Source organism: Halobacillus sp. B29, from assembly GCF_052246755.1.
GTDB classification, from domain to species: Bacteria; Bacillota; Bacilli; order Bacillales; family Halobacillaceae; genus Halobacillus; species Halobacillus halophilus.
In genome coordinates this window covers 177539-195820 of sequence record NZ_JBQQCM010000005.1, presented here as the reverse complement: position 1 = coordinate 195820, position 18282 = coordinate 177539, and the positions used below count along the sequence as shown (strand labels likewise).

The 18282-nt window shown below is 42.7% G+C and carries 16 protein-coding genes; 10 read left to right on the top strand and 6 right to left on the bottom strand.

What is annotated here, in order from left to right; genetic code table 11:
• The first annotated feature begins 13 nt into the window (after positions 1-13).
• The 5 genes from ACTWP7_RS08785 (at position 14) to ACTWP7_RS08765 (ending at position 5812) form a co-directional block, all read left to right on the top strand.
• Positions 14-1459 (top strand): aldehyde dehydrogenase family protein, encoded by a 1446-nt coding sequence (locus ACTWP7_RS08785; protein ID WP_443122866.1) that lies wholly within the window; start codon positions 14-16, stop codon positions 1457-1459.
• Between the two features lie 139 nt (positions 1460-1598).
• Complete coding sequence (locus ACTWP7_RS08780; RefSeq protein WP_443122865.1) at positions 1599-2318, top strand: CAP domain-containing protein; 720 nt, start codon at positions 1599-1601, stop codon at positions 2316-2318.
• Positions 2319-2384: 66 nt separating this feature from the next.
• A complete protein-coding gene (locus ACTWP7_RS08775) occupies positions 2385-3086 on the top strand; it encodes an SGNH/GDSL hydrolase family protein (protein ID WP_443122864.1) in 702 nt (233 codons plus the stop codon).
• Positions 3087-3152: 66 nt separating this feature from the next.
• Positions 3153-4139, top strand: coding sequence for a Gfo/Idh/MocA family protein (locus ACTWP7_RS08770; protein ID WP_443122863.1), 987 nt, complete (start codon positions 3153-3155; stop codon positions 4137-4139).
• Positions 4140-4582: 443 nt separating this feature from the next.
• Entirely contained in the window at positions 4583-5812 is a 1230-nt protein-coding gene (locus ACTWP7_RS08765; RefSeq protein ID WP_443122862.1) for an NAD(P)/FAD-dependent oxidoreductase, read from the top strand.
• 52 nt (positions 5813-5864) lie between these two features.
• Here ACTWP7_RS08765 and ACTWP7_RS08760 read toward each other — a convergent pair whose 3' ends face one another.
• Positions 5865-6248, bottom strand: a complete 384-nt coding sequence (locus ACTWP7_RS08760) for a winged helix-turn-helix transcriptional regulator (RefSeq protein ID WP_443122861.1) — start codon at positions 6246-6248, stop codon at positions 5865-5867.
• Positions 6226-6453, bottom strand: coding sequence for a hypothetical protein (locus ACTWP7_RS08755; RefSeq protein WP_443122860.1), 228 nt, complete (start codon positions 6451-6453; stop codon positions 6226-6228). Before ACTWP7_RS08755 ends, ACTWP7_RS08760 begins: the two co-directional genes overlap by 23 nt.
• 261 nt (positions 6454-6714) lie before the next feature.
• Here ACTWP7_RS08755 and ACTWP7_RS08750 point away from each other — a divergent pair, with 261 nt between their 5' ends.
• The 5 genes from ACTWP7_RS08750 (at position 6715) to ACTWP7_RS08730 (ending at position 13461) form a co-directional block, all read left to right on the top strand.
• Entirely contained in the window at positions 6715-8424 is a 1710-nt protein-coding gene (locus tag ACTWP7_RS08750; protein ID WP_443122859.1) for an ABC transporter ATP-binding protein, read from the top strand.
• The gene (locus tag ACTWP7_RS08745) at positions 8424-10232 is read left to right on the top strand and encodes an ABC transporter ATP-binding protein (RefSeq protein ID WP_443122857.1); all 1809 of its coding nucleotides are present in this window, start codon (positions 8424-8426) and stop codon (positions 10230-10232) included. Before ACTWP7_RS08750 ends, ACTWP7_RS08745 begins: the two co-directional genes overlap by 1 nt.
• Positions 10233-10305: 73 nt before the next feature.
• Positions 10306-11211 carry a vanadium-dependent haloperoxidase gene (locus tag ACTWP7_RS08740; protein ID WP_443122856.1) on the top strand — a complete coding sequence of 302 codons (906 nt, stop codon included), beginning with the start codon at positions 10306-10308 and terminating at the stop codon, positions 11209-11211.
• Between the two features lie 121 nt (positions 11212-11332).
• Positions 11333-12226 (top strand): RluA family pseudouridine synthase, encoded by an 894-nt coding sequence (locus ACTWP7_RS08735; protein ID WP_443122855.1) that lies wholly within the window; start codon positions 11333-11335, stop codon positions 12224-12226.
• Positions 12227-13005: 779 nt separating this feature from the next.
• Positions 13006-13461 (top strand): cupredoxin domain-containing protein, encoded by a 456-nt coding sequence (locus ACTWP7_RS08730; RefSeq protein WP_443122854.1) that lies wholly within the window; start codon positions 13006-13008, stop codon positions 13459-13461.
• Positions 13462-13888: 427 nt separating this feature from the next.
• Here the strand turns inward: ACTWP7_RS08730 and ACTWP7_RS08725 are convergent, their stop codons facing one another.
• The 4 genes from ACTWP7_RS08725 to ACTWP7_RS08710 are packed head-to-tail and all read right to left on the bottom strand — an operon-like array spanning position 13889 to position 17973.
• Positions 13889-14983 (bottom strand): GerAB/ArcD/ProY family transporter, encoded by a 1095-nt coding sequence (locus ACTWP7_RS08725; RefSeq protein ID WP_443122853.1) that lies wholly within the window; start codon positions 14981-14983, stop codon positions 13889-13891.
• Between the two features lie 18 nt (positions 14984-15001).
• A complete protein-coding gene (locus ACTWP7_RS08720) occupies positions 15002-15226 on the bottom strand; it encodes a hypothetical protein (protein ID WP_041601461.1) in 225 nt (74 codons plus the stop codon).
• Between the two features lie 9 nt (positions 15227-15235).
• The gene (locus ACTWP7_RS08715) at positions 15236-16438 is read right to left on the bottom strand and encodes a Ger(x)C family spore germination protein (RefSeq protein WP_443122852.1); all 1203 of its coding nucleotides are present in this window, start codon (positions 16436-16438) and stop codon (positions 15236-15238) included.
• 2 nt (positions 16439-16440) lie between these two features.
• A complete protein-coding gene (locus tag ACTWP7_RS08710) occupies positions 16441-17973 on the bottom strand; it encodes a spore germination protein (RefSeq protein ID WP_443122851.1) in 1533 nt (510 codons plus the stop codon).
• Positions 17974-18282 lie beyond the last annotated feature (309 nt).

Sequence of the window (18282 nt, the reverse complement as noted above, 5' to 3'; positions counted from 1 at the left end):
AGGGTAGCCTGCCATGCAGACAAAAGTGAAAACGATGAAAATGTTACTGGGCGGGGAATGGGTTGATGCTGATCATACATTTGAAGTTCTTAATCCTCAGAATAACAGGCTGATTGCCCATGTTCCTGCTGCTTCTAAAGAGGATATGCTTGCTGCCATCGAAATAGCAGACCGCACATACAAATCTGTTGATCCATGGCCTGTCCACGAACGAATCCGCGTATTAAATGAAGCGGCCGACTATATGGAAACCCATGCAGAAGAATATGCTCAAATTCTTTCTTCAGAAGGAAGCAAAACGATTACAGAAGCCCGTGGGGAAGTAAAAAGAGCTACGCAGACGATTCGAATTAGTGCCGAAGAAGCACGAAGAATAAAGGGAGAAACGATTAATTTTGATCAAAATGAAGGAAGTGAACACCGGACCGGTTACTATTACCGTTTTCCAGTAGGAGTCGTGGGTGCGATCACGCCGTTTAATGATCCATTAAACCTTGTGGCCCATAAAATTGGTCCTGCAATAGCGGCTGGTAACGCGATTGTCATAAAGCCTGCCTCGGTAACACCTTTGAGTGCACTGAAATTAGCTGAAGCTTTAGTAGAAGCGGGTCTTCCAAAAGGTATGCTGTCCGTAATTACAGGATCAGGTAAGCAGTTAGGAGATCCTCTTGTTACTCATCCAGCTGTAAAAATGATTTCTTTTACAGGAGGTGGTGATGCAGGTGAGCGAATTTCCAGCCAGGCGGGAACAAAAAAAGTGAGCATGGAATTAGGATCGAATTCACCGGTTATCGTTTTAAAAGATGCGGATCTTGAAGATGCGGTTTCATCTTGTGTATCAGGAGCTTTTTCAGCCGCTGGCCAAAACTGTATAGGGGTTCAGCGGGTTTACGTTGAAGGCGAAGTTTATCGGGATTTTGTAAAGGATTTTGTGAATTTAACCCTTGATTTAAGAGTTGGCGATAAAACGGATGAGCATACAGATGTAGGTCCTATGATTGAAGAGAAAGAAGCCATACGCGTTGAGACGTGGGTGGAAGAAGCTGTTCAGGAAGGGGCGAAAATAGAAGCGGGAGGTAAAAGGGACGGTGCTTTTTATTATCCGACCGTTTTAACGGATGTTTCTGATAATGCTCGAATTGCACAAGAAGAAATATTCGGACCTGTCGTCATCATCCAGCCAGTGAAGAATCTGCAGGAAGGAATTGAAAAGTCCAATAATGTCAACTATGGGCTTCAGGCAGGTGTTTTCACCAATAATCTTCAGCATGCCTTTTATGCGATCAAACACATGGACGTTGGTGGTTTAATGATTAACGACAGCAGTGATTATCGTATTGATGAAATGCCATTTGGAGGCACTAAGGGATCTGGTATCGGTAGAGAAGGGGTCCGTTTCGCGATCGAATCCATGACAGAACAGAAGGTTGTATGTTTCCGTTTACAATCAAATATTTAACAGGATTATTATGACCTGTTTTCGATGCCGCTATGTTTCTACATAGCGGTTTTTTTAGTGGAAATTGGAATGCTTACCTCAGGATAAAAACCCTCTAAGAGAGAATAGTAAACGTAAGAAATCCTGAGGAGGATAAAAGATGAAAAAAGGTTTAATTGTATTGTTTACGGCCTTCATCATGTCTCTCGTGCTTACAGCTTGTAACACAGATGAAGCGGCTAGAGAACAACAGCGAAATAACTTTAATGAAGTAAGTTTTGGTCCTGAAGATCAAGGAATTCAGCAGAAGGGTCAAAATGCAGTTGATCCAGGTGCTGCACCAGGACAAAACAGGTTCGACCCTAACATACATTTTGAAGGATTAAATCCAAATGGACCAAACGGAATGATGGATGCACCGATCAGGGATAACGAAGAAAATAGGGCAGAGCCTGACAGAGATCAGGGGAATGCAGAAGATGAGCGTTTCGGAGAGGTGAATGGAGCTCTTCAAGAAGAAGTAGTGAAGTTAACCAATCAGGCGCGGGAGAAAAACGGTTTGAAGCCACTGAAAATTGATGGCCAAGTAGCTAAAGTTGCCCAGAAAAAGTCAGAGGATATGTCGGCCAATGACTACTTCTCTCATACATCTCCAACTTACGGAACACCATTCGATATGCTGAAAGAATTCGGAGTCGATTACCGTACAGCAGCGGAAAATATCGCTGCCGGTCAAGAAACGGCTGATCAGGTTGTAAAAGGCTGGTTAAATAGTCCAGGACACCGTAAAAATATTATGAACAAGAATTTGACCCATATTGGAATTGGATACGATCAGGATGGAAACTACTGGACACAAATGTTTATCGGTAAAAAATAATTAAGCAAGACGTCACGGTTCGTCCGGCGTCCTGCTTTTTACATAACACGAGAAAGGACAGGGCATATGATTAAAAAAGTTATGGTATTCACGTTCATTATCTTCATTTTGCTGCCCCTGTCCAATGTTTATTCCAGACAAGAAGAGCGGGTAGTAGCCATAGGTGATTCTATTCCGTTTGGATATAATTTGTCGAAAGATAACCACATGCCTCCTAGTAAAGCTTTTCCTTACCTTATTGGGAAAGAAACAGGTTTGGAAGTCACTAATCTCAGTGTGCCAGGATTAACATCCGGGGAACTGTTAAGGGCTGTTCATTCCAATGATATGTTCAGACAATCTATACAGGGAGCGGACTATGTCATTCTTTATATTGGGGGAAACGATCTTCTTAACTTAGTGAAAAAGAATAAAGGATTGGACGGTATTCGGATTGATGAAGCTGCTCCTGTAATAAGGGATCTGATATACAATGTATATTCCACGATCGTTTTGATTGATCAGCTAACAGAGGGGCAGATTCTCGTGTATAACATTTACAATCCTTATCCTTCCGCGGGAGACCAGCTTAATACACCATTAGCTTACATTAACCAACAGTATGCTTCATTAATTAAGCTTCTCAGTCATTTCACTTCAGTGAAGCTGTTGAATGCCAATTCCGCATTCAAAGGTCATCCAGATTACATCATTAAAGGAGATGTTCACCCTACTGAAAAAGGACAACGGGTTCTGGCTAAACTGGCTCTTCAGCAGATGAAAAAATAAACTTCTACACGGAGAGCCATATCCTCCTGTATACTAGTAAATAATTCAACAAGAGGAGGGTTTATATTGATCCGTTTCGGAATTATTGGAACGAATACCATTACAGAAAAGTTTTTGAAGGCCGGGAGCCAGCATGAACGCTTCCAAGTAACGGCCGTATACTCAAGGACCGAAGAGAGAGCGCGAGAGTTTGCTTCTGATCATGGAGCGAAACATTCGTACCATTCACTTGAAAGCTTTGCTTCCAGTACAGAAGTCGATGCCGTATACATAGCAAGCCCTAATTCTTTTCATGCAGAACAAGCCATTACCTGCATGAGACAAGGAAAACATGTACTTTGTGAGAAACCTATGGCTTCCAATCAGCAAGAGGTAGCTAATATGATTAAAGTTGCTCAGGAAGAAGGAGTAGCTTTGATGGAAGCGGTTAAATCTACACTTATGCCAGGATTTATGACTCTACAGGATCACTTGTCCAAAATCGGACGAGTCCGCCGCTATTTTGGTAATTATGGTAAGTATTCCTCGCGTTATGATGCCTATAAAGAAGGAACAGTCTTAAATGCATTTAATCCAGAGTTTTCGAATGGATCCCATATGGACTTAGGGATTTATGGGGTTTATCCTATGGTCGTACTTTTTGGTGCTCCTTTGTCCATCAAAGCAAATGGAGTCAAGCTTGCATCGGGCGTAGATGGTCAAGGAAGTATGATTGCCAGTTATGAAGGGCTGGAAGCGGTGATCACACACTCGAAAATCACTCATTCTTATGCACCTTCTGAAATTCAAGGCGAAAAAGGGGTGATAGTTATTCCAAATATCTCTGAACCTGAAGATCTTCTTATTCGATACAATGACGGCACAACAGAAACCTTGCCGGGGAGAGTTGATAAAGATCCGATGTTTTATGAGATCGAAGAGTTCATTCATCTCGTCGAACAAGGTAAACAGCAATCCAGTATCAATTCTTTCGAACATTCTCTAATCGCTGCTGACGTGTTAGGCGAATCCAGAAAACAGATGGGCATCGCGTTTAAAGCAGACGACTATTAATGTTAAAAATTATTGTGGATATTTAAAATAACATATTGCACTAAAGGGCCGGTTACTGTAAGACTCAGTTTCGAGATATCTTAGGTCCGTTGCTGATATAGAGAGGGGCTGGCTACGGAAACAACTCGCTTTTCTGCGGCCCTACACGAAGTAGGGTCGATCGACGTTGCCACAGGACGTGGCGATCTTAGTCGATCCTCCTTTTACCATAAGTCTCCTCGCTCGTTTCACTCCCTGTGGGGTCTCGCCTAGCTCCTTCTCCCGCAGGACCTAACTCTCTCACGAGATATCTCGAAACTGAGTCTTCAATTAATGGGAGCTTATCTTTAACATCAGTATAAAAAATAATCTGAGCGATTTATATAAAAATTGAAATCTAACGACATAGCTTACCCTTTTCATACTCATACTAATACTATAAAAAATGGGTAAGGAGCGGAATTATGAATATACAGTCAGGAACCTATTATTGGCCGGCCACATTTAGTGATAAACCAACTTATCCAGCTCTGGATGAGGACATTACGTGTGATGTACTGATCGTAGGAGGGGGCAGTTCAGGTGCTCAATGTGCCTATTATTTCGCCGATCAGGGATTGGATGTGGTCGTCATTGAGTCCGGAGAAATCGGTCTCGGAAGCACCAGTACAAATACATGCTTGCTTCAATCCTCGGGCGAGAAATTATTTACAGATCTCGTTCATGTTTTTGGCGATGACTATGTAACAAGGCACTTGCAGTTATGTCAGGAAGCAATTGATGAAATAGAGACAGCGTGTGGTCAAATGCCATTTGATGCTGAATTCAAACGCAGGGACACTCTTTATTACGTGAGCAAAGATGCTGACTTGCTTCCATTGCAGCGGGAGTGCGAGTGGCTTCAAGGACGAGGCACGCCGGCTAGGTGGGTAACGGAAGAATGGATCAGCCAGCATTATTCCTTTACCAAGCAAGGGGGCATTTTCTCTAAAAATGATGGAGAGATGAATCCTTTTAGCTTCACTCATGGACTTTTTCACTATGCATCCAGTAAAGGCGTAAGGGTTTTTGAACATACAAAGATGGTCGGAGAACATTACGAGGAAGAAGAACCTGTCATCACCACAAACCGTGGTCCTCAAATTCGTGCTAAACATGTGATCTATGCTGCAGGCTATCATGATATGGACATAAAAAATGAAAAGAAAGCACGTTTTGTAAGTACGTACACGGTAACGACCGATCCCGTAGACCATTTTAGCGGCTGGTATGACCGCACGTTGATTTGGGAGACTGCCCGACCATATGTTTTTATCAGGACGACGAAAGATAACCGCATTATTATCGGAGGACTTGACGAAGAAACAGAGCACCCGGAAGAACGAGATGGAAAGCTTGTACATAAGCGAAAGAAGCTTATGGAAGAGTTAAATAAACTTTTTCCAAATATCAACACGAGCCCTGCCTATTATTCAGCTGCTTTTTATGGTGGTATGGTAGATGGTCTTCCAGTGATCGGAGAATATAAAGAGTATCCAAATAGCTTCTTCTTGTTGGGCTACGGTGATAACGGTACGGTTTACAGTATGATCCTTGCTAAAATTCTAAGGGACTGGATCGTGGAGGATAAGATAGATGATTATCAGCTCTATCAAACGACTCGCCCGTTAAAGAAAAAGAAACTCTATAAATAATAAAATCAGCTTCCTGACCGAGTCAGGAAGCTGATTTTTTGGATGGGCAAGATTAACAAAGTTCATCCTGAGTTTTCTTATTAATAAGCCGGGCCATCTCTTTTTTAGATGTTGACATCCGCTTATGCTCAAGTCCCCATTCGTTCATGCTGGCTAAAAAAGAAGCTGTCGTTTTGCCGTATGGGGTAATGCGGTATTCCACTTTTGGGGGGACCATTTCATAGTCTATACGTTCGACTAATCCATCGTCTGTAAGTTTTCTTAGTTCACGGGATAGAATGCGAGAAGAAATTTCACCATCGATCTCTCGTCTTAACTGATTAAATCTCATGGGATTTTCGTGAAGGAGCTTCCATAAAATGAGTCCTTTCCATTTACCGCAGACAATCTCCAGGGTGATCTCAATACCTGTTTCACTTTCTTTCACCCTTTTCACCTCGTCTCAAATTATTTTCGTGGTTATTCTGTGCACGTGCTTTATGATATCCGGCTATGATCCCCTGGGCATAGACCTTATTCAGCACATTCATGGTATGGGGAACAAATTGATCCTTATCGATCTCTGTAATCCGGTCAAGCAAGTCTATAAGCTCAATCAGCTCATCCGTAACTGGGAATATGGGCTTAACATTATTCCTCACTCATTCACCTACTCTTTCCTCCGAAACACTGGTACTGTAATTTTATTTTGTTTTTCGTTAGACGACAAGTACTTACAATTTTGTTACTATTCTATTCTTGCTATGCTTTCATAAACGAGTGACAAATAAAGTACGATGGAAGAGGTGCGACATAAGCCATTCTTCTAAGGGGGGACGTAATAAAGTGCGTTAGATAGTAGGCTGTCTTTCATTACTCCTGTATAATAGTAAACAATTTATTACATAATCGGAGGCTCCTTTATGCGCAAGATTCTTTCCTATGCCAAAAATTATAAAGCACCAGCATTTATAGCCTTAGCTCTTATGGGGATTGAGCTTGTTGTGGAATTGGTTCAACCTTTACTAATGGCCCGAATCATCGATGAAGGAATTCTTAAAGAAGATTTCTCGGTCGTTTCTGGATGGGGAGGGCTGCTATTAGCTCTTTCCTTATTAGCTTTCGCAGCCGGAATTACGAATTCTTTTTTTGCAGCTAAGCTCAGTCAGGGAGTAGGCTATGATTTACGGCGAGATTTATTTACGAAAGTCCAGCATTTTACAAATGAAAACTTTCAATCTTTTTCAACGCCTGGATTAATTACCAGAATGACCAACGACGTGACTCAAATTCAGAACTTTCTTTTTATGTTTGTTCGAATAGCGCTCAGGGCTCCGCTGTTTATTGTATTGGCCGTGATCATGGCCTTAAGTATTAACGCAGGCTTAGCCCTTCTAATTGTCGTTGCCGTCCCAGTATTTCTACTGTTTCTCTTCTGGGTGTTGTTCAAAGGGGTGAAACTTTTTAAGCTTGTACAAAATAAGTTAGATCGCGTCAATACAGTGATTCGTGAAAACCTAACCGGCATCCGCCTTATTAAAGGGTTTAACCGTGGTGATTATGAAGAAACCCGTTTTAAAGAAGTGAATGATTCTTTAGTTGATAAAAACAAACGGGCACTCTGGCTGATGGAAACAACCATGCCGGTCGTTATGCTGGGTATGAATATCACAATCCTTCTCATCATCTGGATGGGGGCTGAAAATATCCAAGCAGGAAATGTGAAGGCGGGGGAACTGGTTGCCCTGATTAATTACGCCACCCGAATCATGTTTACATTTTCCATTTTCACCTTCCTTATTATGGTTTTTTCCCGAGGGAATGCTTCTGCTCACAGATTAGGGGAGGTGCTGGAAGAACGCACCCCTTCTTATCTTTCTGAAACGAACGGCAAAAAACCTGAGTTAAAAGGAAGTCTCTTATTTGACCAGGTCTCCTATAGGCAAGGTAGTGAAGAAGTTCTCCATCAGGTTAGCTTCCATGTGCGATCCGGGGAAACCGTAGGTATATTGGGCGAGACAGGTTCCGGTAAGAGTTCCTTATTAAGACTTATACCCCGATTATATGAAAAACAATCGGGTCAACTCTATTTAGATGATAATGAAATCAGCGAACTGGATGTGAAACACATCAGATCGCAGATTAGTTTAGTTCCTCAGGACATTCATCTGTTTTCAGGAAGTATCCGCGATAACATTCTATGGGGAAAAGAGGATGCGGAAATGGAGGAAGTCATCGAGGCGGCAAAAAAAGCACAAATTCACTCTTTCATTCTTACTCTTTCAGATGGGTATGATACCCTCCTTGGTCAAAAAGGTCTGAGCCTTTCCGGGGGGCAGAAACAGCGCTTATCTATCGCCAGAGCCCTTATTCGTAAACCAGCGATCTTAATTTTGGATGACAGCACAAGCGCGCTCGATGCCCATACAGAGACGGAGTTGCTTCGTACCCTTGAAAAAGAGGCCTGCACCGTGTTCATGGTAGCTCAGAAAATCAGTTCTTTAAAGCAAGCCCAAAAGATCCTTCTTATGGAGGATGGGAATGTAATTGCCGAAGGTACTCATCAAACGCTTCTCGCACGCAGTCCATACTACCGTGAAGTTTACATGTCCCAGCAAGAGGAGGCGGAATAATGGCAGAAAAATCAGGGCGTCCTCCCATACGACGCCATCAAGGCATCGGTACAGCGCCACCGAAGGTTGATGATATTCGTTCCACTTTAAAAAGGATCTGGCATTACATGGCAGATAAGAAGAAGCGTTTTTATACCGTTCTTGCCGTCATCCTCTTAAGTTCTTCCCTATCTCTTCTCGGTCCGTATTTACTCGGGGTCACGGTAGATTTAGCGATTGCTGAACCAAGTTCAAATGACGTGATCATCATGCTTGGATGGCTCCTGCTTATTTACGCTTTCCATTCATTGTTTTTGTGGCTTCAGAATTATTGGATGATTGGTATAGCGCAGGACACCGTGTACTCGATGCGAAATCACTTGTTTTCTCATTTGCAGCGGCTTCCCGTGATCTTTTTTCAGCAGCGTCAGCAGGGAGAGTTAATGAGTCGCTTAACCAATGATATGGAAAATGTGAGCCGCACCTTAAATACAGCCGTTGTCCAATTTTTCACAAGTGTACTTACGATCATAGGAACAGTGGTTATTATGGTCTGGTTAAGTCCCATGCTGACTCTTATGACGTTGACGATCGTTCCTGTCATGTACTTTGGTATGAAGTGGATTACGAAGCGAACAGGAGAATTCTTTAAGAAGCAGCAAAACGATCTTGGTGACGTTAACGGGTATGTGGAGGAAATGTTTTCAGGGCAGAATATTATTTCAATGTTTTCGAGAGAGGAACGAGTGATTCAGGATTTTGAAGCGAAAAACGCAGCCTTAAAATATTCGGGTTACTGGGCTCAAGTGTACACAGGTTTTATTCCCAAACTAATGAATATGCTTAACAACGCAAGCTTTGCTATTATAGTCGGAGCGGGCGGTCTGCTCGCTTTAAACGGATTTATTTCCATTGGCATTATCGTTACGTTTACCACTTATTCTCGTCAATTCACAAGACCTTTAAATGACCTTGCTAATCAGTTCAACATGATTCTTTCTGCCGTTGCTGGCGCTGAAAGAGTTTTCCAGATTATAGATGAATCAGAAGAGAAATCGGATGAAGAACAAGCGGAAGCGGCCGGGACTCTCATGGGCGATGTTGAATTCAGGGCGGTGGATTTTTCATATGAGGATAATCAGCAAACGTTAACCAACATCACCTTTGAGGCGGAACGCGGTCAGACAGTAGCTTTAGTAGGTCCTACAGGGGCTGGAAAAACAACAATCATATCTTTGCTCTCCCGTTTTTACGACCCTGATCAGGGCGAAATTTTAATTGATGGAAAAAATATAAAATCTATTACTCGAGACAGCTTGAGGAATCAGATGGGAGTGGTATTACAGGATGCCACCATGTTCCATACAACCATTCGGGAGAATATTCGATATGGATGGCTGGAAGCTTCGGATGAAGAGGTAGAGGATGCAGCCAAGGCGGCTCATGCACATGATTTTATTACAAAGCTGCCCAATGGGTATGATACTTGGCTTGATTCGGATGGAGGAGGAGTTAGTCACGGACAGCGCCAATTGTTGTCTATTGCCCGTGCGATGATCGCTTCCCCGGCCTTATTAATATTGGATGAAGCTACGAGCAGTATTGATACCGTGACAGAAATGAAAATAAATGATGCTTTATCCAGACTGATGAAGGGCCGTACAAGCTTTGTCATTGCTCACCGTCTTAATACAATTCGTGCGGCTGATTTAATTATTGTTCTGGAAGAAGGGAAAATTGTGGAGAAGGGCAGCCACCAAAAGCTGGTCGATCAAAACGGCTTCTATGCTGACCTGGTTAAAACACAGCGGGCAGGAAGTCGAGGGTAACGGAATCTGGAGATTGAACGCTTACACCCTGAAGATTGTCCTTCCATATTATATATGGAAGGGGGGTGAAGATATGGCTCATGAAAAAAGAGCTTATCCACTCTGGACTGAACTGCCATATGCGGGTGCGGACCATTCTCCTACAATTGCAGGAGGAGTGGAACCAGATGCCGGAGATTGGAAGACGTACTTTATTCAACACAGCCGGCGCCACGGATTCAAGAAATTAGATGGTCGGCCCATTCGTTTAGCTATCAAAGATCCGGATACCATTGACTGGTACGCTCAATTAAAAGTCGTACAGCGTACAGTCGCGAATTTATCCGAACGAGAAAAAACTATTGCCGAGTATTGGGGGACTGGTCCAGCTTCCAAACAATGGGTCCCCATTGTAGATCGGCTAATTGACACGTACGGGATAGAAGCGCCTAGAGCAGCCCGAATTTTAAGTGCGCTGTTCGGCGGTATGAACGATGCTTTTGTCGTAGCCTGGACATTGAAATACAAATGGCTCGTGCCAAGACCTAACCAATTGGATCAACATTTGGCAACTTACATTTGTACACCTTTGCATCCTTCTTATCCTTCAGGCCACGCCTCCATTTCAGGAGCGGCTGAGGTCATTCTAAGTTACTTCTTTCCTGCAGAACGTCAGAAACTTCATTATCTTGCAGAAGAAAATGCTCAATCCAGATTATTCGCAGGTGTTCATTATCCAATAGATAATTCGGAAGGGCTTCGATTAGGAAGACAGATTGGCAGGATTGTGGTTGAAGAGCTTAAGAAAGATAATGTGGATGGATTGCCGATTGACCGCTCTTCACGTGAATATAGAAACGCTGACATCATTCCTCGAACATATGAGCAGGCTATCCCATTTGATTACGATGAAAAATGTGACTCCCTCTTGCTTCGAGAGGATGAATCGAATGGACATTCGTCTACCTATGATTGGGTCGATCCTAAATTATTTATTTAAGAAAGAGATGTATAATAAAGAAAAGAGCAGCCTCTGGTGCTGCTCTTTTTCCATTTGTGGGGTAGAACAGCCTGTGAGATGGTAAACTAGACAAGAGTACTAGAAATAAGGAGGAAGTCATGTGGCTCAAAGAAAAAATAATGCACCGAAAAATAGCTTTACCGTAGAGCAGTCTGATGAACTATTGCCTTTTTTGTTAAGAATGCTACCCGAAACAGGTCGAAATTCAGTGAAGTCTGTTCTTAAGCGAGGACAAGTTCTGGTAGAGGATGAAGTTCAAACCAGGCATGACCATAAATTACAGCCAGGGCAGAAGATCACAATCGTAAAAAATAAAACCTTTAAACGAAAAGCCGCATTAACAGGTCTGTCGATTCTACATGAAGATGAAGATTTGATCGTCATTGATAAGAGTGCCGGACTATTATCGATAGGTTCTCCAAAAGAAAAACAGGAGACGGCACATCGACAGCTGATGAATTATGTAAAAAGTAAAAATCCAAACCATAGAATTTTTGTTGTACATCGTTTGGATCGTGATACATCAGGAGTTATGCTGTTCGCCAAAAACGAAGAAGCAAAATTAAAACTCCAGCAATCATGGAAAAAAATGGTTAAAGAGCGTAAATATGCTGCATTAGTGGAAGGCTCGCCTAAGCAGCCCGAAGGCACCGTCGAGTCGTACGTAAAAGAAAGTAAAACGCTGAAAATGTTTACAACCAAGAATCCTAAGGGAGCTCAGCACGCGATAACTCATTATAAAAAGGTGCAGGGAAATGCTAATTTAACTTTACTTGAGGTTCAACTGGAGACCGGCAGGAAAAATCAAATTCGTGTGCATATGCAGGAAATTGGACATCCAATTGCCGGCGATAATAAATATGGAGCACGGACAAATCCAATTAAAAGGTTAGGTCTTCACGCCCATGTTCTTGCTTTTCAACATCCTAGTAACAAAAAAGTAATGCGGTTTGAATCCCCCATTCCTAAACCCTTTCTATCCAATTCAAGATAATGGATTTCTAAAATGGTTCTGTTATAGTTTATGACTAATTTTCATAAGAAGCTTATTACGCAATAGGGCCGGTTACTGTAAGACTCAGTTTCGAGATATCTTAGGTCCGTTGCTGATATAGAGAGGGGCTGGCTACGGAAACAACTCGCTTTTCTGCGGCCCTACACGAAGTAGGGTCGATCGACGTTGCCACAGGACGTGGCGATCTTAGTCGATCCTCCTTTTACCATAAGTCTCCTCGCTCGTTTCACTCCCTGTGGGGTCTCGCCTAGCTCCTTCTCCCGCGGGAGTCTCGTCGTTTCCTTCGCCAACCGAGCCAGGTGAGAATAACGGACCCTTTTCAAGAGAGAATGTTTTCCTCCTAAATAGGTTCTAAAATGCTTCCATAACAAGCTTTTTCACATCGTTCTAGCATGAAAATAACCTCATCACCCCATGCTTATAGAGTGTTAGGTGGCTTCGAGTATCAGATTCGGCCAGGTCCGGAGGGGAACGGGGAGACTCCTGTGGGATAAACATGATCGGTGAGACCCCGGAAAGCGTTAGCTTGAGGAGGCTCAGCACATGCCCACGGAAAGCGAGTCGTTCCCCGCAGGACCTAACTCTCTCACGAGATATCTCGAAACTGAGTCTTCAAGTAATGGGAGCTTTACTTTAAAATCAATATGGAAATTTAACAGATTCAAAGAAATAAGCAAAAGGTATTTATTGAATAATGGAGGCAAGTTTCCTAAGGCGGTTTGCATATATATAAGTAAACAAGCCTTAGGAGGGATTAAATGGGTGCATTAATTTTATCAGCCAAGAAGGTGGCCGTGATCGGAGCAGCTGTTCTGGTAGCCTTTGCTGCCTATTTTATAGGCAGCTACTTTTGGCAGGGTGCTATGGCTACTTCATCCCAGCCAGTAAATGGAGAACCCCGTGTCATTAATCTTGTAACAGGGGAGTTTAAAGCTGAAACAGCTGATGGGAAAGAAATTGAAGCGTATCGTTGGGATCCAGGTACGATCTTTGTAGAAAAAGGAGAACCAATTAAATTAAGTATATTCGGTGTAAATGGCAAAGAGCATCCATTTTTTATTGAAGGTACCGACATTAAAGGAGTGGTCCAGCAGGGTAAAGAAACAATTGTAGATTTGAAATTTGATAAAGAAGGAGTCTACCGCTTAATTTGTACCACGCACTCGGACATTAATTCGAATGGACCAATGATTGCCTATATTGTTGTAGATTAGAAGGAAAAGCAAAAGGGACAAGTTTAGTCTCCTTTTGCTTTTTCATTTAGTAGCTTCTTTCATCGATCGAATTTCAGATACATAATATTTCCTTAGATGAGTCTATACTTGACCGACCATGTGAAGAAGTCTTGAACTACCTATCCGATCATTCGATTGAGCGCTGCGAATACACATCTGCTGTAACTGCTACTATGGGGAATGTTCTATTAATCGACTCAGGAAAGAAGAAATTCATGGGACGTTGGCCCTCTCCTCCACAAAAATGGTATGTACGTTTTTATTAGAATGGGGGGATCAGGGAATCCCTCTGCTACTGGCCGTGGAGAGCAATGAGTCAGCTGGAAAATTAAAGGTGTTCAATGTGAGGGAGGCGGATGATCTAAACGCAAAAACACACCAACAGAGACAGTCATTGGTGTGCTTTTTAACTTCCACTCATTCTCTTTTTAATCAGCAGACCTATCAAGAGAATCGCAGGCAGAATTAATCCATGGGTAAGGGAATAAGACAGCCATACTTCCCCTACGAAAGTCTCGAAATAAGCTACATCCGGATAAGCAATAATGGAGAGGACAACCATTCCCATTCCTAAGGGCAGTAATAATGGGCGGTGATCTTTCAAGGTTAAGAACTGGGCGATTCCCACGGAAGTAGCGTAGTAAAGGATGATTAGTTTGAAGAATATGGTAAGCATCCAAATGATCGCGATGATAATCTCTAACCCCTCAAGGAAACCAGCAATGTTAATCTTTTGCGCAATTCGATAAGTAGGATAAGCGTTTAAAGCTGTCAAATCACTACCAAGAACCAGGAGGCACAAAGTGGTGATAAGGAATAGGACCCCTCCTCCGATAATAGTTCCCAGTATCCAGGCCCGCTTGGCTTTTTTTTCCTCTTTTACATAAGGGAAAATCATTAATAGCGCTATCATCTCAAGCAGCGGAGTGCCAATAACTACAGAAGAGCTGTTGATTATTGGAAGAACTCCATTACCAAACATAGGTTTTAATTGATCCATATTAATTTGAGGCATCATGGATATAGTTAGAAAAATGAGCAGGATAATCATCCAGGGCATAAAAATTTCAGATGAGCGGGCAATCGATTCAATACCTAGATAGGTTCCGGCAATGATTACGAGCAGAAATAAAGTATGAGTAAATTGTAAGGGTGTTTCTGGAATAATCTGAGTGGTCATGAAATCTCCAATATTTCTGAGAACAAGAGAAGCTAAAATATATAAGAAGCTTAAATAAAATATACAGAATAAGCGTCCTGCCCAGTTTCCAAATACGAAAATAGCCGCTTGGACAAATGTTTTCCCGGAGGACAAACTTCCAATTTTATTTAAAAACATGACGAGTATGACCCCAACTAGGATGGAGAGAATGACCGACATCCAAGCGTCCTGTTTTCCCTGGGCGGCGAGGGGGGTAGGGACGATCAGGATCGAACTGCCAATAATAAAGAAAATGACAAGGAACATATACTGCCTGGCGCTTATGGTCTGATTATCCATGCGTGTTCTGGCTCCTTCCTATAAACCAATCCAAGAATGTATAGTTGTATAAAAGGCTTGAATGTAATCCAATGGATTCGGCAGCTGCACATTTCTGCTTTCCAGGACACTAAACGTCGTAGCGATGAGCAGCAGAGTGGAAAACCACCAGATTTCCTTCGTCTTTTTTTTTCGCTTCAATCGCGGGAACTCTAAGAAAAAAATCAGAGTGGAAACGGCTAAGACGGCTATAGTTGCCCACATCTTTATCACCTAACTTTCTTTGTTGATTGGCTGTGTTGAATTACCTTTTCTTCTAATCTTCACATTGGCTTCAACATTGACTTCAACATCCTGATAATAGGAAGACCATTCCTTCTCAACTTTTTTCCAATACTCAGGCTGATCGCGATGGATAACTCCTCCGAACCCAAAGACATCGCTTCCATATTCCTTCTGAACCTTAGCCAAGGTGGCTTGAATGCTTTCTTTAATTGATTTCTCCGCTTGTTTGTTCACTTTTTCTAATGCTTCAGGCTTACTTAAGTCAACTTTACAATCAACTTCCCCTACATTACCTTCTGCTTCGATCTTTATATCAATAACAGGCTGATCATTTTTAATTTTTCCTTTCATCGCTCCGCTTGTTCGAAGCAGTTCCACGCTCAGCGATCCTTCATCGTCACAAGGGTGTGTAATAACTGTAGAGTGTACATTTCCGGTCGCATAGTTAAGCCCCTGGCTTTCCTCTTCGTTTAGCCATCCTACGAGTTTATCTCCTTTAAAAACGCCAATTTCATCGATTTCTAATTTTGTAGGAGCATCGACATTTTCCACGTTACCCATGTTTGTCCCTATATCTTCTTCTCCTAAAAGGAGGATGCCACTCATCACGGGGTCTTCTCCCGGATTTCTAATGCTTGCGATAACCTTATCAATGGAAACCCCTTTTGTTGCAGCCCAATGACGTTCTACATTTTCTATGGAACCCATGATTTTATTGGCTGGGATTTTTTCATAAGGTGTAACGATACTGAGCATGCTTTCAACCCTGGCATTCTTCGCTACGGTCATGTAAAAAGAAGTTCTGAATTCATGGTCACGGTAGAGTAAGTCAAGAACCGGCATTACTCCCTCTTCAGCAACAGCTTTTCCAAGTACAACTAAGCGAAGCTGAGATAAGTAGGTAGTCCTGGGGGTTTTTGCCGTAAGCCTGCGGAACGCCTCCATAAGCGTACGGCCGGTTGTTGTATAAGTGGAAACAGGAGGTCGTGAAGTCGGAGCGTCCGTAGCAATCTCTGAAGGGTTGATCACCTGAACCGCCAGAATATATTCGCCTTCTTCTGTTTTATCAATCCCTAACGTAACAACAATGCCAAGCTCATCCAGCTCCCGGCTGTTCCAGCAGCCGGTTAACAGGAGGAGGCAGATAAATATTAGCAAGAGTTTTCTAAAGGGAAAATGGTATGTGTTCATCCTCAACTCTCCTTGGAAGATGGATTGGTCCGTTTTTCATTCTTCTTAGTTAGAGAACTTGGGCGGGAAAACAGCCCCCAGTGGGGAAAGCGGATTAATACATCTTTCTGCTCTTTCGGCTTAATTGGTGCAAACGGTGACATGTATGCAACGCCAAAGGATTTTAGGCTGCATAAATGCAGGACCATAGCAATCAGACCGAGGATAATGCCGTACAATCCAAACGTTGCAGCAAGGATCATAAATAGAAAGCGAAGCATACGTATAGGAATCGCTATGTTATAAGCAGGAAAAACAAAACTTGAAATGGCTGTAAGAGCTACCACTATAACCATCGCCGGAGAAACCAAACCTGCCTGTACAGCGGACTGCCCAAGTACGAGGGCACCAACAATGGATACAGCCGATCCTACCGGTTTCGGCAAACGGACTCCGGCTTCCCGCAGGATTTCAAACGTAAGCTCCATGAGCATGGCTTCTACAAAAGCCGGAAAAGGGACACCCTCCCGCTGGGCGGCCAGACTGATCAGTAAAGGTGCTGGAATCATTTCCTGATGAAAAGTAGTAAAAGCGATATATAAAGCAGGCATAAACAGAGCAATATTAAAACAGACCAGCCTCAGTATTCGCAGGAACGTACTTATATCCGCTCTCTGATAATAATCTTCACTTGATTGAAAAAAGTTGACAAACAAAGCAGGAACTAAGAGAACATCCGGTGTCCCATCGGTAACGATCGCGACCCGTCCTTCTAGTAATCCACCGGCAATTGCATCAGGTTTTTCAGAATAATAAACGGTGGGAAAAGGGGAATACTGAGCATCTTGAATATATTCTTCAATGTAGCCGCTCTCCAGAACCCCATCGATATCGATTTTATCAAGTCGGCGGTGAACTTCCTGCACAATGTTGTCTTCAGCTATATCCTGCAAGTAGACGACAGCTACGTCCGTTCTAGTCACTTCACCAATCGCTTTACTTTCAATTCGAAGCTTAGGATCTTTTATTTTACGTCGTAACAAGGCTGTATTCGTCCTTAACGTTTCTGTGAACGCCTCTTTAGGACCTCGGATGACACTTTCCGAAGTGCTTTCCTGTACCCCGCGGTCTCTCCAGCCCCGGGTGCTGGCGGCTAATGCTTTTTTCTCTTTATCTATAAGAAGGATGGTTTCGCCTGATAATAATCGCTTAAAAAGTGCTTCATAATCGGTGAATTCAGTTACTTCACCTATAGGAAGGGAAGCGTGTTTAATCGTATCGTAAAGTTCCTTCACGGAAACACGTTTGTGCGGCATCTCAAGCATAAGTGCTTCCATGATGAAATTCTGAACCGTATTCTTATCGACAAGACCATCTATATAAAGAGCAGCACAGTGAGTCTTGTAGATAGCAAATCGTCTGATTACAAGATCCGTACTTTTTCCAAGTACGGTTTCAATGTGGGTTAAACTGTCTTCTAAAGGAGGAAGTAGGGGCGGGGAGTTAGATTCTTTATTGGGATTTTGACTTGGTCCCTGCTCATTTCCCTGGTTCATAGCGCACGCTCCTTTAAAAGTTTATAGATAGCATGCACCAAAGTTTGGATTTTATTAACTTATATAATTCGTTAGATCTCCGTGTGAATTATTAAAGATAACCTCCCGTTACTTGAAGACTTGATTTCGAGATATTGGGTTATGAGGAAGGTCCTCCGGGGGACGATTTCGCTTTCCGTGGGCATGTGCTGAGCCTCCTCAAGCATACGCTTTCCGGGGTCTCACCGATCATGTTCATCCCACAGGAGTCTTCATCGTCCCCCTCCGGACCTTGCGAAATAGGGAGTTCGAAATCCTCTACGAAGATGT

Coding starts and splice junctions, on each gene's coding strand:
- ACTWP7_RS08785 (WP_443122866.1), top strand. CDS start 14: ATGCAGACAAAAGTGAAAACGATGAAAATGTTACTGGGCGGGGAATGG.
- ACTWP7_RS08780 (WP_443122865.1), top strand. CDS start 1,599: ATGAAAAAAGGTTTAATTGTATTGTTTACGGCCTTCATCATGTCTCTC.
- ACTWP7_RS08775 (WP_443122864.1), top strand. CDS start 2,385: ATGATTAAAAAAGTTATGGTATTCACGTTCATTATCTTCATTTTGCTG.
- ACTWP7_RS08765 (WP_443122862.1), top strand. CDS start 4,583: ATGAATATACAGTCAGGAACCTATTATTGGCCGGCCACATTTAGTGAT.
- ACTWP7_RS08750 (WP_443122859.1), top strand. CDS start 6,715: ATGCGCAAGATTCTTTCCTATGCCAAAAATTATAAAGCACCAGCATTT.
- ACTWP7_RS08745 (WP_443122857.1), top strand. CDS start 8,424: ATGGCAGAAAAATCAGGGCGTCCTCCCATACGACGCCATCAAGGCATC.
- ACTWP7_RS08740 (WP_443122856.1), top strand. CDS start 10,306: ATGGCTCATGAAAAAAGAGCTTATCCACTCTGGACTGAACTGCCATAT.
- ACTWP7_RS08730 (WP_443122854.1), top strand. CDS start 13,006: ATGGGTGCATTAATTTTATCAGCCAAGAAGGTGGCCGTGATCGGAGCA.
- ACTWP7_RS08725 (WP_443122853.1), bottom strand. CDS start 14,983: ATGGATAATCAGACCATAAGCGCCAGGCAGTATATGTTCCTTGTCATT.
- ACTWP7_RS08720 (WP_041601461.1), bottom strand. CDS start 15,226: ATGTGGGCAACTATAGCCGTCTTAGCCGTTTCCACTCTGATTTTTTTC.
- ACTWP7_RS08715 (WP_443122852.1), bottom strand. CDS start 16,438: ATGAACACATACCATTTTCCCTTTAGAAAACTCTTGCTAATATTTATC.
- ACTWP7_RS08710 (WP_443122851.1), bottom strand. CDS start 17,973: ATGAACCAGGGAAATGAGCAGGGACCAAGTCAAAATCCCAATAAAGAA.